The organism is Arthrobacter sp. zg-Y1219 (assembly GCF_030125545.1).
Classification (GTDB): Bacteria; Actinomycetota; Actinomycetes; order Actinomycetales; family Micrococcaceae; genus Arthrobacter_B.
Genome location: NZ_JASKLY010000014.1, coordinates 78,543 through 103,687, shown reverse-complemented (window position 1 = coordinate 103,687; position 25,145 = coordinate 78,543). Strand labels below are relative to the sequence as shown.

Below are 25,145 nucleotides of genomic sequence, written 5' to 3'. Positions count from 1 at the left end.
TCTGCACGATAGATCCCGACGCGGTCCGCACGGCCCACGACGTCCGGTGCTGACCGCGCCGAATGTGGCCAGGCTGCGGCCCTGGCCCGTGCTTGTCCCCCTGCCCTCCCCCGGATCCTCCGCCTGCCTTCCCCCGTACCTTCCCGCGCGCCCTGCGCCGGCCCTAGGGTCGAGTGATGACAACGGAACTCGACTCCCTGCCCGGGGTAGGAGCGCCGGCAGCGCGCGGCCTCAGCGCTGCCGGCTATTCGTCCCTGAAGGACTTGGCGGACGCCGACCGCGCTGAGCTTTCCCGGCTGCACGGGGTCGGCCCCAAGGCCCTCCGCATCATCGAAGAAGCCCTGAAGGAACACGGTCTCGCTCTGCGATAGCGCATCCCGAGGGATCGCCCCCGAGGGGGCCGCGGACGGTTGCAGGGGGCCGAACCCCGGCGCCTCAGGCGTCGAGGCAGGCCGGGCCCAGCAGCACCTTCAGGTCGCCGAACAACGACGGCGTGGGGTTCACGCGCATGTCAACGCCCAGTTTCATCACTTCCACCGTGCGTGAGCCGTTGAGCCGGATCTGCACCTCGGAGGTTCCGGGATGGGTGCGCAGCACGTCGCCGAGCTGGGTCACCACGGTCTCCGTGGCCTTGTAGGTGGCCATCGAAATAACTACCGGCCCGGAGTGTCCCTCGCTGAGGTCCGGCACGGTCAGTTCCTGCGCATTCAGCGTCACGGCGCCGTCGTCGCGGCGCTGCAGCCGGCCGCGGACCACCACGATCAGGTCCTCGGCCAGCACCGCGGCGATCGGACCGTAGACCTGGCCGAAGAACATGACCTCCATGGAGCCGGCCAGGTCCTCGATCTCGCAGCGGGCATAGGCGTTGCCGCTGTTTTTCGCGATTCGGCGCTGCAGCGAGGTGATCATGCCCGCGATGGTGACGATCGCGCCGTCGGCCGGGCCTTCCTCCCCCACGATGTTGGTGATGGAGGAATCTGCGTGCTGGCTGAGGATGCCCTCGAGCCCCTGCAGCGGATGATCCGAGACGTACAGGCCGAGCATGTCGCGTTCGAAGGAGAGCTTGTCCTTCTTTTCCCACTCCGGCAGGTCCGGGATCTCGATGCTGATCGAGTCCTCCGGCTCCTGGTCGGCGATCGCGGCGAACAGGTCGAACTGGCCCACCGCCTCGTTGCGCTTGAGCACGACGACGGAGTCGATCGCCTCTTCGTGGATCATGGCCAGCGGGCGTCGGGCATGACCCATGGAGTCGAAGGCCCCGGCCTTGATGAGGGATTCGATGGTGCGCTTGTTGCAGACCACCGCCGGAACCTTCATCAGGAAGTCCTTGAAGTTGGTGAACGCACCCTTTTCCTCGCGGGCGGCGACCATCGACTGCACCACGTTCGCGCCCACGTTGCGGATGGCACCCATGCCGAAGCGGATGTCGGTGCCGACCGGGGTGAAGTTCACGCTGGACTCGTTCACGTCCGGCGGCAGCACGGTGATGCCCATCTTGCGGCATTCGTTCAGGTACATGGCCAGCTTGTCCTTGTCATCACCGACCGAGGTGAGCAGGGCTGCCATGTACTCTGCCGGATACTGCGCCTTCAGGTACGCGGTCCAGTAGGAGACGACGCCGTACGCCGCGGAGTGCGCCTTGTTGAAGGCGTAGTCGGAGAACGGCAGCAGGATGTCCCAGAGTGCCTTGATCGCGGCCTCCGAGTAGCCGCGGTCCACCATCCCCTGATGGAAGCCGGCGTACTGCTTGTCCAGTTCGGACTTCTTTTTCTTACCCATGGCCCGGCGCAGGATGTCTGCCTGGCCGAGGCTGAAGCCTGCCACCTTCTGCGCGATGGCCATAACCTGCTCCTGATACACGATCAGGCCGTAGGTGGTGCCCAGGATTTCCGCCAGCGGTTCCTCGAGCTCCGGATGGATGGGAGTGATTTCCTGCTGGCCGGTCTTGCGCAGCGCATAGTTGGTGTGCGAGTTCGCACCCATGGGACCGGGCCGGTACAGCGCGATGACGGCGGAGATGTCTTCAAAGTTGTCAGGACGCATGCTCTTGAGCAGCGACCGCATGGGTCCGCCGTCGAGCTGGAACACGCCCAGCGTGTCGCCGCTGGCCAGGAGGTCGTAGGCGGGCTTCAGGTCCAGCGGCAGGTCTTCGAGGACCAGGTCCTCGCCGCGGTTGTTCTTGATGTTCTCGACGGCGTCGGAGACGATCGTCAGGTTGCGCAGGCCGAGGAAGTCCATCTTGATCAGCCCCAGGCCTTCGCAGGTGGGGTAGTCGAACTGCGTGATGACCTGCCCGTCCTGGTCACGGCGCATGATCGGAATGATGTCGATCAGCGGATCCGAGGACATGATCACGCCGGCCGCATGCACGCCCCACTGCCGTTTCAGGCCTTCCAGGCCGAGCGCCGTGTCAAACACCCGCTGGGAATCGGGGTCGGTGCGGAGCAGTTCGCGCAGCTCCTCGGCCTCGCCGTACCGCTTGGCTTCCTTGTTGTGCACGTCGGCCAGGGACAGGCCCTTGCCCATTACGTCCGGCGGCATGGCCTTGGTCAGCCGCTCCCCCACGGAGAAGGGGTAGCCCATGACGCGGGAGGAGTCCTTCAGCGCCTGCTTGGCCTTGATGGTGCCGTAGGTGACGATCATGGCCACGCGCTCGTCGCCGTATTTCTCGGTGACGTAGTGGATCACCTCGGAACGGCGCCGATCATCGAAGTCGACGTCGAAGTCAGGCATGGAAACGCGGTCCGGGTTCAGGAACCGTTCGAAGATCAGGCCGTGCTGCAGCGGGTCCAGGTCGGTGATTCCCATGGCGTAGGCGGCCATGGAGCCGGCGCCGGAGCCGCGGCCGGGACCCACTCGGATGCCGTTGGCCTTGGCCCAGTTGATGAAGTCGGCCACCACCAGGAAGTACCCCGGGAAGCCCATCTGGGCAATGATGCCCACTTCGTAGTCGGCGCGCTTGCGGACGGCGTCGCTGATGCCGTTCGGATAGCGGCGGTGCAGGCCCGCCTCCACTTCCTTGACGAACCAGGACTCCTCGTTTTCCCCCTCCGGGGTGGGGAACCGCGGCATGTAGTTGGCGTTGGTGTTGAACTCGACGTCGCAGCGCTCGGCGATGAGCAGCGTGTTGTCGCAGGCTTCGGGGTAGTCGCGGAAGATGGCCCGCATTTCGGCCGGGGACTTCAGGTAGAACTCGTCGGCGTCGAACTTGAAGCGCTTGGGGTCGGCGAGTGAGGAACCGGACTGCACGCACAGCAGGGCCGCGTGCGCCGACGCGTCCTCCGCGTGTGTGTAGTGCAGGTCGTTGGTGGCCACCAGCGGCAGCTTCAGTTCCCGGGCGAGCTTGAACAGGTCCGCCTGCACGTTGCGCTCAATGTCCAGGCCGTGGTCCATGATTTCGCAGAAGAAGTTATCAGCACCGAAGATGTCGCGGAAGTCCGAGGCCGCCTGAACCGCCTCGCGGTACAGCCCCAGGCGCAGCTTCGTCTGCACTTCCCCCGACGGGCAGCCGGTGGTGGCGATGAGTCCCTTGCCGTAGGTCTGCAGCAGGTCCCGGTCCATGCGCGGCTTGTAGAGGAAGCCCTCCAGCGAGGCCAGGGAGGACATCCGGAAGAGGTTGTGCATGCCCTCGGTGGTCTCGGACCACATGGTCATGTGCGTGTAGGCACCGGCACCGGACACGTCGTTCCGGCCGCCGTCGCCCCACTTGACGCGGGTCTTGTCCGCTCGGGCGGTGCCCGGGGTCAGATAGGCCTCGACGCCGATGATCGGCTTGATCCCGGCGTTGCGGGCCTTGTTCCAGAAGTCGAACGCACCGAACACGAACCCGTGGTCAGTGGTCGCCACGGCGTTCATTCCCAGCTCGTCAGCGTGGCTGAAGAGGTCCGTCAGACGGGCCGCACCGTCCAGCATGGAGTATTCGGTGTGGTTGTGAAGATGGACAAACGATTTCGAAGAACTAGTTGCTGAAGCCACCGAACCATTCTAGGCCCGGTCGCGGCGGGCTCCGGACGGCACGCCGCGACCGGAGCCGGCCCGCGGCTCCGGCGCGGGCAGCCGGCTAGACGTCGCCGCGCCGGAGGGCGTCCAGGGCGTACTGCAGATCCTGCGGATATTCACTGACAACTTCCACGCGTTCACCGGTGCCGGGGTGGGAAAAGGCCAGTTGGCGGGCATGCAGCCACTGCCGGGTCAGGCCCAGCTCGGCCGCGAGTTTGGCCTCGGCGCCGTAGGTGAGATCTCCGGCACAGGGGTGCTTGAGGGCGGAGAAATGCACCCGGATCTGGTGCGTCCGGCCCGTTTCCAGCTGCACCTCCACCAGGGACGCCTTGCCAAAGGCCTCCAGCACCTCGTAGCGGGTGACCGACGGGCGCCCGCCCTCCAGCACTGCGAAGCGCCAGTCGTAGGAGGGGTGCCGGCCGATCGGCGCGTCAATGGTGCCGCGCAGCGGATCCGGCAGGCCCTGGACCACGGCGTGGTACATCTTGTCCACGGTGCGGTCCTTGAAAGCCTGCTTCAGCACGTTGTAGGCGTGCTCGGTTTTGGCCACCACCATGGCTCCGGAGGTGCCCACGTCCAGCCGGTGGACGATGCCCTGCCGCTCCGGAGCTCCGGAGGTGGAGATGCGGTAGCCGGCGGCAGCCAGGCCGCCGACGACGGTGGGGCCCACCCAGCCCGGGGACGGATGCGCTGCCACACCCACCGGCTTGTCGATGACAACAAAGTGTTCGTCGTCGAGAAGGATGTTCAGGCCTTCTACCGGCTCGACGACGACGGCGAGCGGGTCCCGGAGTTCGGGAATGTCCACGGTGACCTTGTCGCCGGCAGCCAGCCGGTCCGATTTGCCCAGCGGGCGCCCCGCCATGCTGAAGTAGCCGTCGGTGAACCAGGGGGCCACCGTGGAGCGCGAGACATCAAGGAGTTTGGCCAGGACCGCATCGGCGCGGCCGCCGTCGGCCTCGTCCGGAATCTGCAGGACGGTATGGATCTCGTTCATGGTTAGTCTTCGCCGTTCTTCGTATCTTGTGTGCCGGTTTCCCGGGCGTTGCTTCCCTGTTCGCCGTCGTGGACGGCAACGGAGTTCCGGGGTTCATCCCGCTTCCCGTCCAGGCCCGTGCCGCGCAGGGTCAGCAGGCAGACCAGGATGACGCCACTGACCACGCAGGAGTCCGCAATGTTGAAAATGGCGAAGTTCGGCAGGGCAATGAAGTCCACCACGTGGCCCTGTCCGAACGAGGGGGCCCGGAACAGCCGGTCCGTGAGGTTCCCCAGTGCGCCGCCCAGAACCAGCCCGAGCGCGATGGCCCAGGACAGGGAGCGCACCTTCAGCATGAGGTACACCAGGAACCCGCTGACGGCCACCATGATGATGGTGAACACCCAGGTGTGGTCGGTGCCGATGGAGAACGCCGCCCCGGGGTTGAGGATGTAATGCCAGCGCAGCACCGGCGGCAGCACGTCGGTGACCTGGCCCAGGGTCATGGTGCTCTCCACCCACCATTTGGTGAGCTGGTCAAAACCGAGCGCCAGGACAGCGCAGGCCAGCATGATCAGGGCGTAACCGGTCCAGGCCGGACGCACGTGTGCGCCGGCATGGCCTTTGGCGGCCGCTGATTCCTCAGAAGATTTCGTCATGTAGGTTTCTTCGTCCCGGTGCTTTCGTTGGTGGGCGGCGTCGCAGGACGCCGCATCCAAAACCACGGGGCCGGGGGGCGGGGGCGCCCCGGCCAGCCGGCCCGTGCTTTATCTCAGTTTAGTCCACCCGTGTCGCCACGGGGCCGTTCGGGTTACGCGTCAGCGGTCTCCGAGGCAACGGAACCGCGGGCGTCAAGATCCCGCAGCTGGCCTTCGATGTAGGTCTTCAGGCGTGAGCGGTAGTCGCGCTCGAAGCCGCGCAGCTGCTCGACCTTGCGCTCCAGGACAGCCTTCTGCTGTTCCAGGTTGCTGAGGATCTTGCGGCTCTTGTCCTGGGCTTCGGTGACGAGGCCGGTGGCTTCGATCTGTGCGTCCGCAATGATCTTGTCGCGCTGCTCAACACCGGCACCAACGTAGTCGTCGTGCATCTTCTGGGCCATGGCCAGGATGCCGGCGGCGGTCTCGGTGTTGCTCACTGCGGCGGCGGGTGCCGCTGCTGCGGCCGGGGCCGGAGCCTCGACCTTGGGCTCTTCAGCCTTCGCGGCCGGAGCCTTGGGCTCCACGGCCTTGACGGCCTCGGGCTTCTTCTCTTCCTTCACCGGCTCGGTGACCTGCTCGGTCTTCGCCGCGGCGGAGACCGGGGCCGGAACTGAGGCTTCGGTGCTGGTGCCGGTGCTGGTGCTGGTGCCGGCAACGCAATCAGCGAGCTGGCGGCGCAGGTCTTCATTCTCCGCGGTCAGGCGGCGAAGCTCGACGACGATCTCGTCGAGGAAATCGTCAACCTCATCCTGGTCGTAACCTTCACGGAACTTAGTCGGCTGGAACCGCTTATTGACAACATCTTCTGGCGTCAGAGCCATCTGGTCACCTCACATTATAAGATTCGCCTGCGAGTCAAGCAGACGGTTCTACGTACAGAATAACGAACATAAGAAACTGGGAAGTCTAATTCTTTTTCACAGTATATCTTCCGGGTGCGGAAGACTAACCGGTCCCGGAGGGGCCGCAGCGGCTAGCGGATGAGGCTGGCCACGATTGACCTGGCAATGGCGACCACGATGAACAGCACGATGAACGCCAGGTCCAGGGAGATGCCGCCAAGCCTCAGCGGAGGGATGAATCTCCGCAGGAGCCGGATGGGCGGATCCGTTGCGCCGTAGATCGCGGATGCGAGCACCAGTGCGGGCCCCTTGGGGCGCCATTGGCGGGCAAAGATTTGGACCGCGTCATAAACAATCCGCAGCAGCAGGGCAAAATAAAAGAGGACCAGCAGCAGATACAGCAGGGAAAAAATAATACTCACGCGTGTGGTTTCGTTTCCGGGTAAGCCTCAGCCGCCCGCACTGCCCCCGCCGCGGCGGGGATGCGGTCAGCTCTGGTTGAAGAATGCCGACTGGGACTCGCTGACCTTTTTGTCATCCCCCAGCACCTCCACGTAGGAGGGCGACAGCAGGAAGACCTTGTTGGTCACGCGCTCAATGCTACCGCGCAGTCCGAAGACGAGGCCAGCGGAGAAATCGACGAGCCGCTTGGCGTCGGCTTCGCCCATGTCGGTCACGTTCATGATCACGGGAATGCCGTCACGGAAACTCTCGCCGATGATCTTGGCGTCGTTGTACGAACGGGGGTGGACGGTGGTGATCTGGCGCAAGCCAGCCACTTCCTCTCGGGATGACGGAGCTCGTTTGATCGGCGTTACCGGTGCCCGGTACTCCTCGACTGCGGTGCGGGTCACGGGGGCAGGTGCCGGTGTCGGCTCGGCTTCCCGGTCCGGACGCTCGGCACGCTCGAAATCGGGCGTGTATTCCTCGCTGCGTGCCGGGGCATCCCGCTGGGTCTTCGGCTCGGACTCGTAGTGCTCGTCACCGTCGGCGAGGCCAAGGTAAATCATTGTCCTGCGCATTGCGCCAGCCATGGTTGCTCCTTCTAGAACTTCAGCGCCGTAGCACCCGTTCCTCGCCAAATGAGGAACTTTCCTCCATTAGACGCTACCGCACCGGGGGGCGCGGCCCGAGAATATCGGAGCCGATGCGCAGGTGTGTCGCCCCGTATTCCAGTGCTGCTTCCAGGTCCCCGCTCATTCCGGCCGATATCCCTGCGGCGCCGGGGTGGGTTTCCTGCAGCTGCCCGGACAGGGCGCGGAGCCGGCCGAAGGCCTCGCGCGGGTCCCCGCCCAGCGGCGCCACCGCCATCAGGCCGGCCAACCGGAGACCGGGCGCCGCAGCCACGGCGTCAGCGAGGGCCGGTACATCGGCGGGCAGCGCTCCCCCGCGGGCCGGGCCGGAAGGTGTCGTGCCCACGCCGGCGGCGGGGTCGCGCAGGTCGACCTGGAGAAAGCACTCCAGGTCCGCCCGCGGCGGCAGCCCGGCGCCGGTTCGGCGCTGCTGCTCGGCCTCCATCGCCTTGGCCAGGGCCCGAACGAGCGAGGCCCGGTCAACGGAATGGACGGCTTCGGCATAGCGCACCACCGACTTGGCCTTGTTGCTTTGCAGCTGGCCGATGAAGTGCCAGGACAGCCCCAGGGACGCCGTGTCGGCAGCTTTCGCAGCCGCCTCCTGGTCCTTGTTTTCCCCGACGTCGGTGACGCCCAGACCGGCCAGCAGTTCGACGTCGGCCGCGGGAAAGTATTTCGTGACCACGATCAGCGTTGGAGCGGTTCCCGGAGGTGCCGCTGCCCGGATGCGGGCTTGGACCCGGCCAAGCCGTTCGGCGAGTTCGGCTGCGCGGACAGCCGGGGAAATGCTCGATGTCATGGGGGTTCGTTCCTTGGGTCGAACGCGGGCGTTGCCCGCCGGAAAAAGGGCCGTGGTCCGGTGGGGTCCGGCGGCTCAGCTCTGGTGGCTCAGCTCAGCCAGACGACACCGGCAAAGCGCCCGGCACTGCTGGTGCGCCGGTGCGAGTACAGCTCATCGGATTCCAGCGTGCAGCCGGGCACGCGGATCACTTCCACGTCCAGGGCGGCCAGCTGGGCCTCGGCGCCGGCCGGGAGGTCCAGGGCCGGCGTGCCCCGCCGGGTGCGCGACCGCAGCACCGGCAGCAGGTCTGCCGCTTCCTCGAGCATGGCTTCGGGAACCTCGTAGCATTCACCGCACACGCTCGGGCCGATCCAGGCCGTGATGCCGGCGGCACCGGCTGCACGCATCGCCCGCACGGTGTTGGGCAGGACGCCGTCCAGCAGCCCCTTGCGTCCGGCGTGGGCCGCAGCGGTCACGACGCCGCCGCCGGGTTTCCGGCCAACCAGCACCACGGGCACGCAGTCCGCCACCATGACGGCCAGGGGCGCGCTTCCGTCGGGACTGACGAGGGCATCAGCGGTCGGGGCGGCGGAAGCGGCGTCCGTTCCGCCGGAAACGAGTGCGACGTCGGCGGAATGGACCTGGTTCATGAACCGCAGCGATCCCGCGGCAACGGTCATGGCTTTTTCCAGGGCGCCGCGGCGCAGCCGAACCTGTGCGGGATCATCCCCGACATGCAAAGCGAGGTTGCCCGCCGCCGTATTGGTGAAGCCGACGGTCAGCCCGTCACCGGTCTGTGTCTGCCACCAAAACATTGTCGAACAACCTCGCTGCTGCCGGGCGTTCCGGACTCGTGTCCGGACCGGGGGTGTTACTTCAGGAAATCAGGAACGTCCAGGTCGTCGTTCCGGCCCGTGGACAGGTCCGATTCCACGACGGCCGGCAGGTCGACGTCGAAACCGGCGTCGGCGGGAACGTCGCTGTGCTGGGTCGAGCGCTGCGACCACGCCGACAGGCCCGCGGAAGCGGGTGCGGCGCCGGCGTAGCTGCCGCCTGCCGGTGCGTTGACCGGCGGTGCTGCGGGCTCGGCCGGCTTGTGCGAAATCGGCTGCGAGGTCACGTCGACCTGGTCGAAGCCGGCGGCGATGACCGTCACGCGTGCTTCATCACCAAGGGCGTCGTCAATGACGGCACCGAAGATGATGTTGGCCTCGGGGTGGGCCACTTCCTGCACCAAGCGCGCAGCTTCGTTGATCTCGAACAGGCCGAGGTCGGAGCCACCCTGAATGGAGAGCAGGACGCCGTGGGCGCCGTCGATGGAGGCTTCCAGCAGAGGAGAAGCTATTGCCAGCTCGGCGGCCTTGACGGCCCGGTCCTCCCCTCGTGCGGAACCGATGCCCATGAGGGCCGAACCTGCACCCTGCATCACCGACTTCACATCCGCGAAGTCGAGGTTGATCAGGCCCGGGGTGGTGATCAGGTCGGTGATGCCCTGAACGCCGGAGAGCAGCACCTGGTCAGCGGAACGGAAAGCGTCCAGCATGGACACGTTGCGGTCGCTGATGGACAGCAGGCGGTCGTTCGGAATCACGATCAGCGTGTCGACTTCCTCGCGCAGCGTGTCGATGCCCGACTCGGCCTGGTTGGAGCGGCGGCGGCCTTCGAAAGTGAAGGGGCGCGTAACCACGCCAATGGTCAGGGCACCCAGGGAACGGGCGATCCGGGCCACGACGGGAGCGCCGCCGGTACCGGTGCCGCCACCCTCGCCTGCGGTGACGAAGACCATGTCAGCCCCGCGCAGGACTTCCTCGATCTCCTCGGCGTGATCCTCGGCTGCCTTGCGGCCAACCTCGGGATCCGCACCGGCGCCCAGGCCGCGGGTCAGCTCACGGCCGACGTCAAGCTTGACGTCGGCGTCGCTCATCAGCAGTGCCTGTGCATCGGTGTTGATGGCGATGAACTCCACGCCTCGGAGTCCTACGTCAATCATCCGGTTTACGGCGTTCACGCCACCGCCGCCGATGCCGACGACCTTGATGACGGCCAAGTAATTCTGCGGTGCTGCCACGTCCTGTGTCCCTTGTTCGAATCTGTGCAACTGATCATTGGTGGCCGGGGATCATCCCCCGGCCGAAAAACCTTGAACCTTACGTCCAACCTTCAGCTTAAGACCCTAAGGCTCAAGTTGAAGGTTATAGTTATGTCAAGTAATCCTCTACCTGTGACGCTATGGGGCGAAAACTGGTTCTGCAATTACCTCTGCCGCGTGTCGGATTTTTCTTTGCCCCAAGAGGTAAATATCACCGTGTTACCGGTGCGCTCGGAGTGCTGACATCAAATACCTTGATCGGCGGATCCTTGGGCGGCATCTTCATCAGCGCTTCCAGGGTGCGGGCCTTGGCCACATTGGATTCGGCGCTCCCCCAGAATACCTTCTGTCCGTTGAGGAGCTGCAGCTCCACGGAGTCGACCGACGATGCCGAGGCGTGGTCAAGCTGCGCCAGGACATCTTCGGGCAAAACGGACAGGACGGACGTGACAGTGCTGAACACCTCCGTGTTCACCGCCTCGGTTCCGCCGTCGATCAGCGGCAGCCGGGCCTCGGCCCGGTTGGCCGCCGTGCCGATGGCCAGGCCCTCGTCGTCAATCAGCAGGAAGGCGTCGCCGCTCTGCAGGACGGCCACCGGGACCCGCTCGGCTACGGTCACCACAATCTCGGACGGCGGCTGCGCCACCACGTCCACGCCGGCGACCTCCGGCCGGTCCGCCAGCAGCACCGCGACGTCGTCGTCGGCAATCGTGGTCAGCGGCTGTCCCATCAGCGGCTGCAGGGCGCTCTGCACCTCTTCGGTGGACAGCAGCGAGTTGCCCTGCACCGTCACCGTCTTCAGCGCCAAAGCCGGCGAGAAAAACAGGACGGCCAGAAACGCGCCGAACAGGACAACACCGGACACCGCCGAGATGAGCAGCCACCGCCGACGCCGGCGGACCGGCGGTTGGGGAAAGGACAGGACCGTGGCGGAGACAGTCGCCTCGCCGGCGGAACCAGCTCCCCAGGATGTTCCGTCCCCGGCGCGGAGCCGCGGGTCCGTGCCGGCCCCGGAATGGTGGGATGCCCGGTCGGCTCCGCGGCGCGGACCGGCGGTCCGGCGCGGTTCGCCGTGCCCGGAACGGCGCAGGCCGTCCCCGCTTCGGGCGGACGGTCCGGGGCGTCCCTGGTCCACCGCTGGCCGGCGCGGCTTCCGGCTACCCACGGTGTCCCTCACGGGACGCGGGCGGAACCGCCGCTGCGGCGGAATCTCCGGCGGGGCCGGTTTCAGCGGTCCGGGCGAGTTCCCGCACCAGGACGGCACCGAACGCGGTGACGTCGCCGGCACCCACGGTCAGGATGATGTCGCCGGCCGCTGCGCGGCGGCAGATGTCCTGCACGGCTCGGGCCGGATCGGGCGCGTAGCCGCCGGGACGGTTCACGCGGGCGGTGATCAGCTCGCTGGTGACGCCTTCCACCGGGTCTTCCCGCGCGGCGTAAATGTCCAGCACTGTCGCGCTGTCCGCCAGCTCCAGGGCGGAGGCGAACTCCGCGGCAAAGGCCAGCGTCCGGCTGAACAGGTGCGGCTGGAACAGGACGTGGACGCGGTGCTCCCCGGCAACCGTGCGGGCGGCCTCCAGTGCGGCCACCAGTTCGGTGGGATGGTGGGCGTAGTCATCGAAGACCCGGACGCCGCGCACGGCGCCCTTGGCTTCAAACCTCCGGGCCGCACCGGAGAACACTGCCAGCCCTGCCGCGGCTCGGGCCGGATCCACGCCCAGTCCGAGTCCGACGGCGAAGGCCGCAGCAGCGTTGCGGATGTTGTGCGCCCCGGGAACCAGGAGGCGCAGTTCCTGCTCGCATTCCAGGCCGTCGAGGCTGAAGCGGAGCACGGAGACCGAACCGCTGGCCACCGGCCGGGTCTTGGTGATGCGGATGTCGGCCGTCTCGCTGTAGCCGTAGGTGCGGACCTGCGCAGCGCCGGAGCGGCTCACCACGTCGACGGCACCGGGATCATCGGCGCATGCCACCAGCAGGCCGTCAGCGGGCAGCAGCCGGACAAAACGGTCAAAGGAGGCGAAGACGGCTTCCTCGGTGCCGTAGTGGTCCAGGTGGTCGGCCTCGACGTTGGTGATGACGGTGATCCGGGGCAGGTAGTTCAGGAACGAACCGTCGGATTCGTCGGCCTCGGCAACGAACACGTTGCCGCTGCCGTGCGCGGCGTTGACCCCCAGCGCAGCGACATCGCCGCCGATGGCGAAGGACGGATCCAGTCCGGCTTCGCGCAGCAGGACGGTCACCATCGCGGTGGTGGTGGTCTTTCCGTGTGTTCCGGCGACGGCCACCACCTCCTGGTTGCCCATGGCCGCGGCCAGGGCAACGGACCGGTGAATGATCCTCAGCCCCGCGGCCCGGGCCGCGGCAAGTTCAGGATTCTCCGATCGGATGGCAGTGGAGATCACCACTGTGTCCGCGCCCTGCACATTCGCGGCATCCTGCCCGACAAATACGGTGGCGCCCAGGGCTTCCAGGGCGCGGAGCCCCGGTGAATCACGGGAGTCGGAGCCGGAGACGGAAACGCCTTGGCCCATCATTACCCGGGCAACGGCTGACATGCCCGCTCCCCCAAGCCCAATGAAATGCACCCGTCCGAGGTCCGACAGCTTCAGCCTGCTCATGCGCGGAACCTTACGTTTGCTTCGAGAATGAATGTCGCCATCTGCCGGTCGGCGTCCCGGATGCCCTGGGCGGCCGCGGCCGCGGACATCGACTCCAGCGCTGCGGGATCGGCCAGCAAAGGTATCAGCTTGTCCGATATCCACTCCGCTGTGAAGAGGCTGTCCGAAACGAGAAGCGCTCCGCCGGCGGCGACGAGGCCGGCAGCGTTCAGCGCCTGCTCACCGTTGCCGTGCGGCAGCGGCACCAGCACGGCGGGCAGGCCGACGGCGCTGATTTCGCAGACGGTGCCGGCACCGGAGCGGGCCAGCAGCAGGTCGGCGGCAGCGTAGGCCTGTTCCATGCCGTCGACGTATTCGACCTGGTGGTAGCGCGGGGCGCTCAGCAGTGCGCCGTCGGCGGTGAACAGTTGCTTGCCGCGGCCGGTGATGTGCAGGGTCTGGATGCCCGCGGCGGCAAGGGCCGGGAGCGATGCTTCCACGGCCCGGTTGATGGAGGCCGCACCGGAGGAGCCACCGGTGACCACCAGGGTGGGCAGCGACGGATCCAGGCCGAGGGCGGCGCGTGCTCCGGACCGGGCGGCGTGCCGGTCCAGGCCGGAGATTCCCCGCCGCATCGGCATTCCCACCAGCCGGGCGCCGGGCAGCCGGGTCTCGGCGAAGGCCGTGGCAACGACGTCGGCAAAGCGTGCGCCGACGCGGTTGGCCAGCCCGGGGCGGGCGTTGGCCTCGTGCACGATGATCGGCAGCTTCCGGCGGCGGGCGGCAAGATAGACCGGGGTGGAGACGTAGCCGCCCACGCCCACGACGACGTCGGCGGCGGCTTCGTCGAGGATGTCGCCGGCCTGCGTTACGGCGCGCAGCAGCCGGCCGGGCAGGCGGACCAGATCGGCGCCGGGCCGGCGCGGCATTGGCACGCGGTCGATGACGGCCAGCTCAAAGCCGGCTGCCGGAACGAGCCGCGTTTCCATCCCGGCGGCGGTGCCCACAACCTTGATGCGGGACTCCGGCGCGGAGTCCCGCACGGCTCCGGCCACCGCAAGGAGCGGGCTGATGTGCCCGGCGGTGCCGCCTCCGGCGAGGACGAGGGAAAGGGGACGTTGCGTCATGGAGCTGATGGTTCACTTTCGGGAAGTTTGTGTTCGGGGACTTTGCGGGCGAAGGAGAGCAGGACACCGATGGCGGCCAGGGTGAAGGTCAGGGAGGACCCGCCGTAGGAGATGAAGGGCAGCGGTACGCCGATCACCGGAAGGAGCCCGGTCACCATGGCGATGTTCACGAAGGCCTGCCCGATGATCCAGACCAGGATGGAGCCGCAGAGGATCCGGATGAACGGATCCGTGTGTCGCATCGTCATCCGGATCGTGGCCACGGCCAGGACGCCGAAGAGCAGCACGATCAGGAGCGTGCCCAGCAGGCCGAACTCCTCACCGATGATCGCGAAGATGAAGTCGTTGTGGGCTTCGGGGATCCAGCTCCACTTCTGCCGGCTCTGCCCGATGCCCACACCGAACCAGCCGCCGGAGGCCAGGGCGTACATGCCGGCATTGGCCTGGTCGCACACGCCTCCCCCGCAGTCCAGCTTCAGCCACGCGCTGATTCGGCTGGAGCGGTTGCCGCTGAGCGCCGACATCAGCACCGCGGCGCCCGCGCCCAGTCCCACCAGTGCGGTGAGGAAGCGCAGCGGCGCCCCGGCAAAGAAGAGGGCGGCAATCATGATCATGCCCATGATGATCACGGTGCCCAGGTCGCTGCCGAGCATGACCAGCCCGATCAGCAGCAGCCCGCCGGGGAAGACCACGGGAACCAGGGCGTGCTTCCACTGGGTGATGAGCTTCTGCTTCAGGGACAGCATGGAGGCGAACCAGATGGCCATGGCCAGCTTCGCCGCCTCGGAGGGCTGCCCGGTGATCGGACCAATTTCGATCCAGTTCCGGTTGCCGTTCACTTCCTTGCCGATCCCCGGAATGAGTACCAGGATCAGCAGCACGGCGGCCAGGGCCATCAGGCCCCATGCCATCTTTTTGAACGTTTTGGGACCGAGCCGCGACAAGCCCAGCATGGCGGCCACGCCGAGCCCGGCGAACATGGCCTGTTTCACGAAGAAGTTGAAGGTGCTGCCCACCGATTCACCGGCCGAGGCGGCGATGGACTCCACCGAGGATGCCGAAAGCACCATCATCAGTCCGATGGCCGTCAGCGCCAGCGAGGCGCCCAGAATCGTGTAATAGGCCGATCCGGTGGCTGTGCGGCGGCTGCCATCGATGAGGACGATGCCGCGTTCGAACATCGACGGTTTCTTGCCCGGCGCGGCGGGCGCGCGGGACGCAGGCCGGGAGCCTGCGGACGCGGGCCGGCCCGACGACGGCGTGCCGGTTCCCCGGCCCGAGGCCGCCGGTGAGGTGCCGGCGGCCGGCCGCTTGGAGCGAAGCACAGGCTTGCGGGGGTTTCCTGAGGACGTAGTGACCATCTAGGACTCCTTGGTGGTCTGCGCCTGTCCTTCCACGTACCCGCGGACAGCCTCGATGAAAGCGTCGCCGCGGTGTGCGTAGGACGCGAACTGATCCATGGATGCCGCTGCCGGCGCCATGAGGACCGTGTCTCCGGAACGGGCCTCAGCGGCTGCGGCGGCGACAGCCAGGGCCATCACTTCCTCCCCGCTGACTACTGGTACGGAGGCGGGCCTTCCACCAGTGTGGGGCGGAACGGCGTCAATCACCCGGATGCCCGGGGCGTGTCGTGCCAGGGCCTCGCGAAGCCGGGAGGAATCGGCGCCGATCAGGATGACCGCACGCAGCCGCGGAGCCTGGGTCCGGACGAGGTCGTCGTAGTCCACTCCCTTGGACAGTCCGCCGGCAATCCAGACCACCGGGTCGAACGCCGAAAGCGAAGCGGCGGCCGCATGCGGGTTGGTGGCCTTGGAATCGTCGACCCAGAGGATGTCATTGAGGCGGGCCACCGGCTGGATGCGGTGTGCACCGGGGGCATAGGCCCGAAGCCCGTCCCGGACGGCAACCGGCTCGACGCCGAAAGCCCGCACCAGGGCTGCAGCCGCCAGGGCGTTGGCCACCATGTGCCGCGGCGCCGGTTCGCCGACGTCGGCCAGGGAGGCCAGTTCCGCGGCGGAATCCTTGCGCTGTTCGATGAAGGCGCGGTCCACCAGCAGGTTTTCCACCATGCCCACCATGGAGACGGCGGGCATGCCGGTGGTGAAGCCCACGGCGCGGCAGCCTTCCACGACGTCGGCTTCTTCGACCATGTGCTCGGTCTCGGACTGCTCAGCGTTGTAGATGCAGGCGACGCGGGTGTTTTCGTAGATCTTTGCCTTGTCGGCCAGGTACGCCTCGTAGGATCCGTGCCAGTCCACGTGGTCCTCGGCGATGTTCAGGCACACGCTCGCCAGGGGCGAGATCGAGGAGGACCAGTGCAGCTGGAAGCTGGAGAGTTCCACCGCAATAACGTCGTAGCCCTGCGGATCGCGGATGGCGTCCAGGATGGGAGTGCCCACGTTGCCCGCGGCGATGGCGCGCAGGCCGGCGGCGCGGAGCATGCTCTCGGTCATTGACACGGTGGTGGTCTTGCCGTTGGTTCCGGTGATCGTCAGCCACTCGGCCGTCTTGCGGCCTTCGCGGACACGGACCCGCCACGCCAGTTCCACATCTCCCCACACCGGGATGCCGGCGTCGGAAGCGGCGGTCATCAGGGGGTGGGATGGGCTGAATCCGGGCGAGGTGACCACCAGTTCAGCCGGCTCGCCGTCCACCAGCGGCAGCTCCTTGGCGGAGTCAGCGCCCAGCAGGACGTCGGCGGCACCCACGATCTGCAGGGTGTCGGCCTTGGCGCGGTTCTCTTCGGTGTCCTTCGCGTCCACGACCACCACACGGGCGCCGAGCTCGATCAGGGTGTCGGCTGCCGAGAATCCGGACAGGCCGATCCCGGTGACGACCACGCGCAGTCCGCGCCAGGGCGCGTCCCAGGTGGTCAGTCCGTCCAGCCGCGATGTTCCGGCCTCAGTGTTGCCGGACCCGGTGTCTGCTGAGTCGCTCAATTTCCGACCACCCATTCCGCGTAGAAGAGGCCCAGGGCGACGGCGACGCAGAGGCCTGCCACGATCCAGAACCGGACCACGACAGTGACCTCAGCCCAGCCCTTGAGCTCGAAGTGATGCTGCAGCGGTGCCATTTTGAACACGCGCTTTCCGCCGCTGATCTTGAAGTACCCCACCTGGATGATCACCGAAAGGGTGATGATCACGAAGAGCCCGGCAAGGATCACCAGCAGCAGTTCGGTGCGGGAGAGGATGGCGAACGCCGCGATGGCACCGCCGATGGCCAGGGATCCGGTGTCGCCCATGAAGATCTTGGCCGGTGAGGTGTTCCACCAGAGGAAGCCCACCAGGGAGCCGGCGATCGCGCCGGCGAGCAGGGCCAGGTCCATCGGGTCGCGGACCTCGTAACAGACGGCCCCGGAGCCGGGGGCTCCGCAGCTCTGGTTCGACTGCCAGATGCCGATCAGGAAGTAGGCGCCGAAGACCAGGATCGAGGCGCCGGCGGCCAGGCCGTCCAGGCCGTCGGCCAGGTTCACGCCGTTGGTGGTGCCGGTGATGATCACGATGGCCCACAGGATGAACAGGATCGCGCCGATCAGCGTTCCGGCGAAGGCCAGGTCGACTCCGGTGTCGCGGATGAAGCTGATTCTGGTCGAGGCCGGAGTCCGGCCCTGGTCGTTCGGGAAGTTCAGGGCCAGGATCGCGAAGGTGACGCCCACCAGGGTCTGCAGGATCAGCTTGGCCTTGGCGTTCAGGCCCAGGCTGCGCTGGCGGGAGATCTTGGTGTAGTCGTCAATGAACCCCACCATTCCCATGCCGACCATCAGGAACAGCACCAGCAGCCCGGAGACTGACGGTCCGAAACTGCTGGGATTGATGGCGTAACTGATCAGGTGAGTGATGAAGTAGGACGCCACGACTGACGCGACGATGACGGTGCCGCCCATGGTGGGCGTGCCGCGCTTGGTGTGGTGCGAGGTCGGTCCGTCGTCGCGGACAAACTGCCCGTAACTTTTCCGCACCAGGAACCGGATGAAGAGCGGGGTGCCGATGAAGGCAAAGACCAGGGCCAGCGAAGAGCCGATAAGCAGGGAAACCACTACTGGACGCCTCCGGCTTCCCCGGCAGGTTCCGGGCTGGTGTGCTGCGGCCGGGATTCCGGCGGCAGGGCGGAGGTTGAAGATGGGGCGTTCAAAGCTATCCGATCACCGAGGTAGCGCAGGGCAGCGCCGTTTGAGGATTTGAAAAGAACCAGGTCGCCGGGTTCCAGTGAAGCGTTGAGGATGCGTTCGGCGTCCTCGGCTGTTTCCACGAAAATGGATTCGTCGCCCCAGGACCCTTCCATGACCGCACCGGTGTGCATGGCGCGTGCACCGGTGCCGACCACAATGAGCTGGGAGATGTTCAGGCGGACCACGTAGCGGCCGACGGCGTCGTGCTCGGTGACTGCTGAGTCGCCGAGTTCGAGCATTTCGCCCAGCACGGCCCAGGTGCGCCGCCCCTGGCCCAGTTCGGCCAGGGTGCGCAGGGCTGCCCGCATGGATTCGGGGTTGGCGTTGTAGGCATCGTTGATGACGGTGACGCCGTCAGCGCGGTCGGTGCGTTCCATGCGCCAGCGGCTGGCAGCTTTCTGTCCGGAGAGCCCGGCCGCGATCCGGTCGCCCGGAATGCCGGCGGCAAAGGCGGCAGCGGCGGCGGCCAGGAGGTTTGCCGTGTGGTGGGCGCCGATCAGCCCGGATTCCACCGGGTGTTCGCTGCCGTCCGGGAACCGGAGGGTGAAGACGGGCCGGCCGAGGGCGTCAGTGCGGGCATCCACGGCGCGCAGCGCCGATTTTGCTCCGTGCGCTGCCTCCGGCGACGACGTGAAGTACAGGACCCCGACGTCTGAACCTGCCCGTGCCGCCATGGCGGAAACCCGGATGTCGTCGGCGTTCAGGACGGCGGTGCCGCCCGGTGCCAGTGCCTCAACGAGTTCGCCCTTGGCCTTGGCGATGTTTTCCACGCCGCCGAACTCCCCCGCATGCGCGCTGCCCACACCGAGGACGACGCCGATGTCGGGCTTCACCATCGACGCCAGGTACTGGATGTGGCCGATGCCGGTGGCGCCCATTTCAACCACGAGGTAGCGCGTGCCGTAACCGGCGCCGAAAATGGTCAGCGGAACGCCGACCTCGCCGTTGTAGGACCCCATGGGAGCCACTGTTTCGCCTTCGGCGCGCAGGATGCCGGCCAGCAGGTCCTTGGTGGTGGTCTTGCCCGCCGATCCGGTGATGCCGATGACGGTCAGCGGCGCATCGGCCCGCAGCCGCCGGACAATGTCGCCGGCCAGCACACCCATGGCCAGGACGGCGTCGGGAACCAGGATGGCCGGGTACACGCCGCCGGAGGGATCCTGGACCGGACGCTCGACCAGGGCCAGGACCGCGCCGCGGGCGAAGGCCGCTTCGACGAAGAGGTGTCCGTCGGAAGCCTCGCCGGGTTTGGCGATGAACAGGGACCCCGGGGAGGCTTCCCGGGAGTCGGTTGTGGCCGAGTTCACGATCGTGTTCGGCGCCTGCGCGGCCCCGCCAATCAGTTCGCCGCCGGTAATTACCGCTATGTCTGCTGCACTAAGTTCAATCATGACGATCTAGGACTCTACCCCGTCGCCGGACAGCACAGGGAATCCGTACCTTGTCAAAGCTTGCCTCAGTTCAACGCGGTCGTCGAGGGCCACATTCACTCCTTTAACCTCTTGGAAAATCTCGTGTCCCCGGCCCGCGACAAGCACTGTGTCCTGCGGGCGCGCCAGTGCCACGGCACGGTCTATGGCCGCTGCACGCGGTGCCACCTCAAGGATCTCGCAGGGCAGGGCTTCCTGCTCGCGGGCGGCCTGCGCTCCGCCGAGGACGCCGGCGCGGATGGCCGCTTCGTCCTCGTCGTGGGGATCATCGTCGGTGACGATCACCACGTCGGCGAGCCGGGCTGCGATGGCCCCCATCAGGGGGCGCTTGGTCTGGTCGCGCTCACCGGTGGCACCAAAAACGATGATCACGCGCGGTTTCGGTTCCGCGGCGGGAGCGGCGTCGTCGCTGCCTGCTGCGTCACCGGCGGCGGGAGCTTCCCGGCGCACGGATTCCAGGGTCCGGGCCAGCGCGTCGGGATTATGGGCAAAGTCCACGATTGCTGCGGGCGCCTCGCCGACCAGCTGCATCCGGCCCGGAACTTCGACGGTGAAGGGGTCGCTGCGGTCCAGGGCGTCCTGCAGCTCAGCCGCGTCGACGCCCGAGGCCAGGACCATGAGGGCCGCCAGCGCCGCGTTGGAGACGTTGAAGGTGCCGGGCAGCCCGGTGCCGGCCCGCAGGACGGCTCCGGCAGGGCCGCGCAGCACGAAGCGGTGGCCCAGCCCGGCGCGGACGACGTCGGTCACCCGCCAGTCCGACCCGGGGCCGCCGTCGCGCGTGGTCAGCGTCCAGACCGGGACCGGGGAGGCGGCGGCCATGCGCGCACCCCATTCATCGTCAACGGTGATGACGGCGCGCTTGGCGCGCTCGGGCGTGAAGAGGGCTGCCTTGGCCGCGAAGTACTCTTCCATGGAGCCGTGGAGGTCCAGGTGGTCCTGGGTGAGGTTCGTGAAGCCGGCGACGTCGAAGACCACGCCGTCCACGCGCCGATAGGAGATGGCGTGCGAGGACACTTCCATGGCCGCGGCGTCCAGGCCCTTTTCCCGCATCAGGGCCAGCAGCCCGTGAACCTGGGGCGACTCGGGAGTCGTGAGGGTGCTCGCGATGGGTTCTCCCCCGGCGAGGATTTCAATGGTGCCGATGAGCCCGGTGGTCTTGCCCAGGGCTCCGAGCAGCGAATTGATGAAGTAGGTGGTGGTGGTTTTGCCGTTGGTGCCCGTGACGCCGAACAGGGTGGGCGTGCCGGCGTCCCGGGGCTGGCTGCGGAAGACGGCTGCGGCGAGCGGTCCCACAATGCGCCGGGGATCGGCCGTGACGAAGACGGGGACCGGCAGCGACTGCAGCTGCGCGGCGCCGTCGGGGTCGGTCAGCACGGCGGCGGCCCCGGCGGCGGCAGCGGCAGCGGCGAAGCGGGCACCGTGGTGGCGGGCGCCGGGCAGCGCCACGTACAGGTCTCCCGGCCGGACCTCGAGGGAGCTGATGGTGAGGCCGGTCAGCAGAATGCCGCGGTCATCGTCGGTGTCCCGGGCAGGTGCGATCCCCGGCAGCCCGTTGGCGGCCAGGGCGTCGGCTGCCGCCCGGAGGGAGACGGGATCTTGCGCGGATGGCCGCATTCCGCTTCCCGGCTGGGGCGGATTGCGCTGATCACTTGTAGGCACTGCATTACTCCAGAAAATTGACGTGGTACTCGGCAAGGGGAGGCCCGGTACTTGCGGTGGTCAGGCGCCGGCGCGGGCCGGTGCCTGGGATAACGGAGTCAGTACTCCACGGGGTACAGCTCCGGTTCCGAGTCGGACGGCGGCACGTTTTGAGAGGTCAACGCCTGTTCCATGACCTTCTTGAAGGTCTTCCCCGGATCCAGGACCTGCAGTGACCCCTCGGGGCGCTGCAGCGTCACCACCACCACGTACTTGGGATCGTCCATGGGTGCAATACCAGCATAGGAGAGTGTGTAGCCGTCATAGCCCCCATTCGCCGGCGCCTCGGCCGTACCGGTCTTGGAACCGACCCGGTACTGCTCCAATTTCCCGCCGGCACCTGATCCTTCGGCCGTAACGGTCTCGAGCATGTGCTGGACTTCACTGGCCGTCTCCTCCGAGACCACACGGGTGGATTTCCCCTCCTCGGCCGGAGTCTCAGTGCCGTCGGCCGCCACGTAGCTGTCAATCAGGCTTGGGGCCAGCCGTACGCCGTCGTTGCCGATGGTCTGGTAGACCATCGCGGTGTGCAGCGCTGTCTGGGCCAGGCCCTGGCCGAAAAGCACCGTGTACTGCTGGCGGGTGTCCCATTCGTCGGGTTCCGCCAGGATGCCCACTGTTTCGCCGTTGAGGCCCACGTTCAGCGGTTCGCCGAAGCCGAACTTGCGAAGCCAGTCGTAGCGCTCCTGCCGCGTCAGCTGCTGGCCGATCATGACGGTGCCCGTATTCATCGACTTCGTCAGGATGCCCGCGGCCGTCATGTGCACCGTGCCGTGATCGAAGGCGTCCTTGAAGGTCTGGCCCTCCACCGTGTAGGTGGACGGAATTTCAAACTCGGTCAGCGGGTCAATGATGCCCTCTTCCAGGGCCGCTGCCATGGTGATGACCTTGGTGGTGGAACCGGGTTCGAAGGGAACCGTCACGGACAGCGGCTGCCGGGATTCCGCCGGGGTCAGGCCCGGATTGTTCGGGTCCACGGTGGTCGATTCGGCCATGGTGATGATGCGGCCGGTCTCAACCTCGACAACCACCACGTTGCCCCACTCGGCGTTGTAATCCTCCACCTGGCTGGCAATGGTCTGCTGGGCAAACCACTGCAGGTCCTGGTCGATGCTGAGTTTGACCGACTCACCGTCCACCACCGGAGAGTCCTCGTTGGTGGCATAGGGAATCCGGATGCCGTCTCCGCCGATTTCGTAGGTCTTGCTGCCGGCCTCGCCGGCCAGGATGTCGTCCTGGGTGAGTTCCAGGCCTTCCTGCGGTCCGTCGGTTCCCAAGAACCCCACAATGGAGCCGGCCACCGCTCCGGAAGGATAGGTGCGCAGCGTCGTCCGGTCGGCGTAGATGCCGGGGAACTTGACGGCCAGGACCTTGTCCTTGATCTCCGGGGTGACGGTCTTGGCGACGAAGTTGAAGGAGTTGTCCCCCAGCACCGCGTTGCGGAGCGTGTCCGGGTCCTGCCCAAGGATGGCGGAGAGTTCCTCGAAGGCCTGGTCGAAGCTGATGTCCTCCAGCAGCCCCTCCGCGTTGCGGCGGGGGTACTCCTGCTCTTCGGTGTAGTCGTGGGACAACGTCTGGTCCACGACCAGGTCGAACCGCTCAACACTGCGGGCGAGATACTTGCCCTCGGAGTCAAGGATGCTGCCGCGCAGCGGCGGGATGGTCTGCGTGGTCAGCCGCTTTTCCACGGCCGCCTCGGCCATGCCCTCGGGATCCACCGCCTGCACTTGGAAAAGCCGCACCCCCAGCACTGTCAACAGCACCAGTGCCAGGATCAGGCCGGTCCGCAGCCTGCCGGTAACGATGGCAACCCTGTGGTTGTCCCTTCCGGAACCCCGCTCTTTTGCCACAACGTATCCTCGTCACTGCTCAGTAAAAATTAGTATCCGCTTCTCTGGACCGGAGCCGGAATGGTTCCGCCGTTCAGATCTGCTTCCTGTTCGGCCGGAGCCGGTTCTGCGCCGGCAGCTTCACCGGGTGCCGCCGGCACGGCGGCTGCTTCGTCGGCTGCCTCGGCTTCCCTCGCCTCGGCTGCCCGGACTGATTCGTCGGCGGCCGGAGCAGGTTCCACTCCGGCCGGGGCTATCGGCTGGGTCAGCACGTTGGGGGCACTGATCAGGACGGGCGGCGGAGTGCCTTCCTCTGCCGGAACGGGATTACCCGTGACGGCAAGGGTCTGCAGGTCAATGCTCCCGAAGGTCGAGGCGGCAACCATGCCCAGATCCGCGGCCGCCGCGGCCAGGACCTGCGGCGCTTCGTGGTTTTCCAACTGCTGGGTCAGGGCTTCGTTGCGCTGGGCCAGCTCGGTCCGCTCGGTATGCAGTTCGACCAGGCGGTACTGGCCGCTGGAAACCGAGATGTTGAGCAGCAGGACAGCGCCCAGACCCAGGATCAGGGCGATAAAGCAGAAGACGACGAGCGGAGCGCGGCGGCGCCGCTTGGAAGCGGGCACCACGGAGAGCGGGGTCCGGCGGCGGGGCGCCGGGGATGCCGGGGACGCCGGGGATGCCGGGGACGCCGGGGATGCCGGCGGCAGTGTTCCCGGATTCCAGTCCAGGGCCCGGGCCGTATTGCCGTGGGTTGCCCGGCGGGCGGCACCGGCGGCCGTGTGCGGCCGTGTCTGTACCTGCGTCATGATCCTGCCCTGTCGGTCGGGATGCGGATCCGTTCAACGGCCCGCAGCTTTGCGGAGGCGGCACGCGGATTTTCGGCGATTTCTTCGTCGGTGGGAACTTCGGTTCCCTTGGTCAGCCGCAGCAGCTGGGCCTTGTGCTGTTCAAGTTCCACCGGGAAGCCCTTGGGAGCGGAGGAGCTTGCCCCCGCCGCAAAGACGCCCTTGACGATCTTGTCCTCCAGCGAGTGGTAGGACATGACAACTACTCTGCCGCCGAGGTTCAGGACGGACAGGGAGGCCGGAATGGCGCGCTCCAGAACGTCGAGTTCCTCATTGACTTCAATCCGCAGCGCCTGGAAGGTCCGCTTGGCGGGGTGTCCTCCGGTGCGGGCGGCCCCGGCCGGCACCACTGTGCGGATCGCGTCCACCAATTCACCGGTGGTGGTGAACGGCTTGGCAGCCCGGGTGGCCACGATGGCGGAGGCAATGCGGCCGGCGAACTTCTCCTCGCCCCATTTGCGGATGATGCGGACGAGGTCCGCTTCACCGTACGTGTTAACAATGTCGGCCGCGGTGCGTCCGCGGCTCGTGTCCATCCGCATGTCCAACGGCGCGTCATAGGAGTAGGCGAATCCGCGGTCCCGCTCATCGAGCTGCAGCGAGGAGACGCCCAGATCGAAGAGTGCGCCGTCGATGCCGTCGAAGCCCAAGTCGGCGACGACGTCGGCGATCTCGTCGTAGATGGCATGCACCAGGTCGATGCGGTCCTCGAAAGGTGCCAGCCGTTCGCCGGCCAAGGCCAGGGCCTGGCGGTCGCGGTCGATGCCGATCACGTGCAACTGCGGGAACCGGGCCAGCATGGCCTCGGTGTGCCCGCCCATGCCCAGCGTGGCATCGACGACGACGGCTGAGCCGCGCTCGGCCACTGCTTTTTCGATGGCCGGTGCCAGCAGATTAATGCAGCGGTCACGCAGCACCGGAACATGCCGTTCTTCGGTAGGGCGTTCTTCGCTCATCTGCTGTCCTTCCGCGTCCTGGGACGGCGGCGTA

General features: G+C 67.0%; 21 protein-coding genes. 1 reads left to right on the top strand and 20 read right to left on the bottom strand.

Features of this window, described 5'->3' with window-relative positions; genetic code table 11:
- Nucleotides 1–176: 176 nt before the first annotated feature.
- Entirely contained in the window at nt 177–371 is a 195-nt protein-coding gene (locus QNO00_RS11760) for a helix-hairpin-helix domain-containing protein (RefSeq protein WP_284024628.1), read from the top strand.
- 64 nt (nt 372–435) lie between these two features.
- Here the strand turns inward: QNO00_RS11760 and dnaE are convergent, their stop codons facing one another.
- From dnaE to rsmH, 20 genes are all read right to left on the bottom strand, one after another.
- The gene (dnaE, locus tag QNO00_RS11755) at nt 436–3,975 is read right to left on the bottom strand and encodes a DNA polymerase III subunit alpha (RefSeq protein ID WP_284015980.1); all 3,540 of its coding nucleotides are present in this window, start codon (nt 3,973–3,975) and stop codon (nt 436–438) included.
- Between the two features lie 85 nt (nt 3,976–4,060).
- Entirely contained in the window at nt 4,061–4,996 is a 936-nt protein-coding gene (locus QNO00_RS11750) for an RluA family pseudouridine synthase (protein WP_231712867.1), read from the bottom strand.
- Between the two features lie 2 nt (nt 4,997–4,998).
- On the bottom strand, nt 4,999–5,634 hold the full coding sequence (gene lspA / locus QNO00_RS11745) for a signal peptidase II (protein ID WP_442860528.1): 636 nt from the start codon (nt 5,632–5,634) through the stop codon (nt 4,999–5,001).
- Between the two features lie 152 nt (nt 5,635–5,786).
- A complete protein-coding gene (locus QNO00_RS11740; protein ID WP_284024627.1) occupies nt 5,787–6,494 on the bottom strand; it encodes a DivIVA domain-containing protein in 708 nt (235 codons plus the stop codon).
- Between the two features lie 152 nt (nt 6,495–6,646).
- Nucleotides 6,647–6,937: a YggT family protein gene (locus QNO00_RS11735; protein ID WP_284024626.1), complete on the bottom strand. Its 291-nt coding sequence runs from the start codon at nt 6,935–6,937 to the stop codon at nt 6,647–6,649.
- Nucleotides 6,938–7,003: 66 nt separating this feature from the next.
- Nucleotides 7,004–7,549 (bottom strand): cell division protein SepF, encoded by a 546-nt coding sequence (locus tag QNO00_RS11730; protein ID WP_229966968.1) that lies wholly within the window; start codon nt 7,547–7,549, stop codon nt 7,004–7,006.
- 73 nt (nt 7,550–7,622) lie between these two features.
- Entirely contained in the window at nt 7,623–8,387 is a 765-nt protein-coding gene (locus QNO00_RS11725; RefSeq protein WP_284024625.1) for a YggS family pyridoxal phosphate enzyme, read from the bottom strand.
- 89 nt (nt 8,388–8,476) lie between these two features.
- On the bottom strand, nt 8,477–9,184 hold the full coding sequence (locus QNO00_RS11720; protein ID WP_229966970.1) for a purine nucleoside phosphorylase YfiH/LACC1 family protein: 708 nt from the start codon (nt 9,182–9,184) through the stop codon (nt 8,477–8,479).
- A 56-nt stretch (nt 9,185–9,240) separates the two neighbouring features.
- Nucleotides 9,241–10,437, bottom strand: a complete 1,197-nt coding sequence (ftsZ, locus tag QNO00_RS11715; RefSeq protein WP_229966971.1) for a cell division protein FtsZ — start codon at nt 10,435–10,437, stop codon at nt 9,241–9,243.
- 232 nt (nt 10,438–10,669) lie between these two features.
- Nucleotides 10,670–11,623: a cell division protein FtsQ/DivIB gene (locus QNO00_RS11710; protein WP_284024623.1), complete on the bottom strand. Its 954-nt coding sequence runs from the start codon at nt 11,621–11,623 to the stop codon at nt 10,670–10,672.
- Nucleotides 11,616–13,076 (bottom strand): UDP-N-acetylmuramate--L-alanine ligase, encoded by a 1,461-nt coding sequence (gene murC, locus QNO00_RS11705; RefSeq protein WP_229966973.1) that lies wholly within the window; start codon nt 13,074–13,076, stop codon nt 11,616–11,618. Before murC ends, QNO00_RS11710 begins: the two co-directional genes overlap by 8 nt.
- Nucleotides 13,073–14,182: an undecaprenyldiphospho-muramoylpentapeptide beta-N-acetylglucosaminyltransferase gene (murG, locus tag QNO00_RS11700; protein WP_284024622.1), complete on the bottom strand. Its 1,110-nt coding sequence runs from the start codon at nt 14,180–14,182 to the stop codon at nt 13,073–13,075. The genes murC and murG overlap by 4 nt, the downstream gene beginning before the upstream one ends.
- Nucleotides 14,179–15,543: a putative lipid II flippase FtsW gene (gene ftsW, locus QNO00_RS11695; protein ID WP_229966975.1), complete on the bottom strand. Its 1,365-nt coding sequence runs from the start codon at nt 15,541–15,543 to the stop codon at nt 14,179–14,181. Before ftsW ends, murG begins: the two co-directional genes overlap by 4 nt.
- On the bottom strand, nt 15,544–17,136 hold the full coding sequence (gene murD, locus QNO00_RS11690; RefSeq protein WP_229966976.1) for a UDP-N-acetylmuramoyl-L-alanine--D-glutamate ligase: 1,593 nt from the start codon (nt 17,134–17,136) through the stop codon (nt 15,544–15,546).
- On the bottom strand, nt 17,118–18,221 hold the full coding sequence (gene mraY / locus QNO00_RS11685) for a phospho-N-acetylmuramoyl-pentapeptide-transferase (RefSeq protein ID WP_229966977.1): 1,104 nt from the start codon (nt 18,219–18,221) through the stop codon (nt 17,118–17,120). Before mraY ends, murD begins: the two co-directional genes overlap by 19 nt.
- Nucleotides 18,221–19,744: a UDP-N-acetylmuramoyl-tripeptide--D-alanyl-D-alanine ligase gene (locus QNO00_RS11680; RefSeq protein ID WP_284024621.1), complete on the bottom strand. Its 1,524-nt coding sequence runs from the start codon at nt 19,742–19,744 to the stop codon at nt 18,221–18,223. The genes mraY and QNO00_RS11680 overlap by 1 nt, the downstream gene beginning before the upstream one ends.
- Nucleotides 19,745–19,750: 6 nt before the next feature.
- Nucleotides 19,751–21,397, bottom strand: coding sequence for a UDP-N-acetylmuramoyl-L-alanyl-D-glutamate--2,6-diaminopimelate ligase (locus QNO00_RS11675; protein WP_284024620.1), 1,647 nt, complete (start codon nt 21,395–21,397; stop codon nt 19,751–19,753).
- Nucleotides 21,398–21,540: 143 nt separating this feature from the next.
- Entirely contained in the window at nt 21,541–23,331 is a 1,791-nt protein-coding gene (locus tag QNO00_RS11670) for a peptidoglycan D,D-transpeptidase FtsI family protein (protein WP_229966980.1), read from the bottom strand.
- A gap of 29 nt (nt 23,332–23,360) precedes the next feature.
- The gene (gene ftsL / locus QNO00_RS11665) at nt 23,361–24,116 is read right to left on the bottom strand and encodes a cell division protein FtsL (protein ID WP_284024619.1); all 756 of its coding nucleotides are present in this window, start codon (nt 24,114–24,116) and stop codon (nt 23,361–23,363) included.
- The gene (rsmH, locus tag QNO00_RS11660) at nt 24,113–25,111 is read right to left on the bottom strand and encodes a 16S rRNA (cytosine(1402)-N(4))-methyltransferase RsmH (RefSeq protein ID WP_284024618.1); all 999 of its coding nucleotides are present in this window, start codon (nt 25,109–25,111) and stop codon (nt 24,113–24,115) included. The genes ftsL and rsmH overlap by 4 nt, the downstream gene beginning before the upstream one ends.
- Between the last annotated feature and the right edge of the window lie 34 nt (nt 25,112–25,145).

Excerpts from the sequence above, each read along its gene's own strand:
- ftsL (WP_284024619.1), bottom strand. The coding sequence starts at position 24,116 with ATGACGCAGGTACAGACACGGCCGCACACGGCCGCCGGTGCCGCCCGC.
- QNO00_RS11725 (WP_284024625.1), bottom strand. The coding sequence starts at position 8,387 with ATGACATCGAGCATTTCCCCGGCTGTCCGCGCAGCCGAACTCGCCGAA.
- QNO00_RS11720 (WP_229966970.1), bottom strand. The coding sequence starts at position 9,184 with ATGTTTTGGTGGCAGACACAGACCGGTGACGGGCTGACCGTCGGCTTC.
- lspA (WP_442860528.1), bottom strand. The coding sequence starts at position 5,634 with ATGACGAAATCTTCTGAGGAATCAGCGGCCGCCAAAGGCCATGCCGGC.
- murC (WP_229966973.1), bottom strand. The coding sequence starts at position 13,076 with ATGAGCAGGCTGAAGCTGTCGGACCTCGGACGGGTGCATTTCATTGGG.
- rsmH (WP_284024618.1), bottom strand. The coding sequence starts at position 25,111 with ATGAGCGAAGAACGCCCTACCGAAGAACGGCATGTTCCGGTGCTGCGT.
- QNO00_RS11680 (WP_284024621.1), bottom strand. The coding sequence starts at position 19,744 with ATGATTGAACTTAGTGCAGCAGACATAGCGGTAATTACCGGCGGCGAA.
- QNO00_RS11730 (WP_229966968.1), bottom strand. The coding sequence starts at position 7,549 with ATGGCTGGCGCAATGCGCAGGACAATGATTTACCTTGGCCTCGCCGAC.
- ftsW (WP_229966975.1), bottom strand. The coding sequence starts at position 15,543 with ATGGTCACTACGTCCTCAGGAAACCCCCGCAAGCCTGTGCTTCGCTCC.
- QNO00_RS11750 (WP_231712867.1), bottom strand. The coding sequence starts at position 4,996 with ATGAACGAGATCCATACCGTCCTGCAGATTCCGGACGAGGCCGACGGC.
- murG (WP_284024622.1), bottom strand. The coding sequence starts at position 14,182 with ATGACGCAACGTCCCCTTTCCCTCGTCCTCGCCGGAGGCGGCACCGCC.
- QNO00_RS11675 (WP_284024620.1), bottom strand. The coding sequence starts at position 21,397 with ATGCGGCCATCCGCGCAAGATCCCGTCTCCCTCCGGGCGGCAGCCGAC.
- QNO00_RS11760 (WP_284024628.1), top strand. The coding sequence starts at position 177 with ATGACAACGGAACTCGACTCCCTGCCCGGGGTAGGAGCGCCGGCAGCG.
- murD (WP_229966976.1), bottom strand. The coding sequence starts at position 17,136 with ATGGGTGGTCGGAAATTGAGCGACTCAGCAGACACCGGGTCCGGCAAC.
- QNO00_RS11740 (WP_284024627.1), bottom strand. The coding sequence starts at position 6,494 with ATGGCTCTGACGCCAGAAGATGTTGTCAATAAGCGGTTCCAGCCGACT.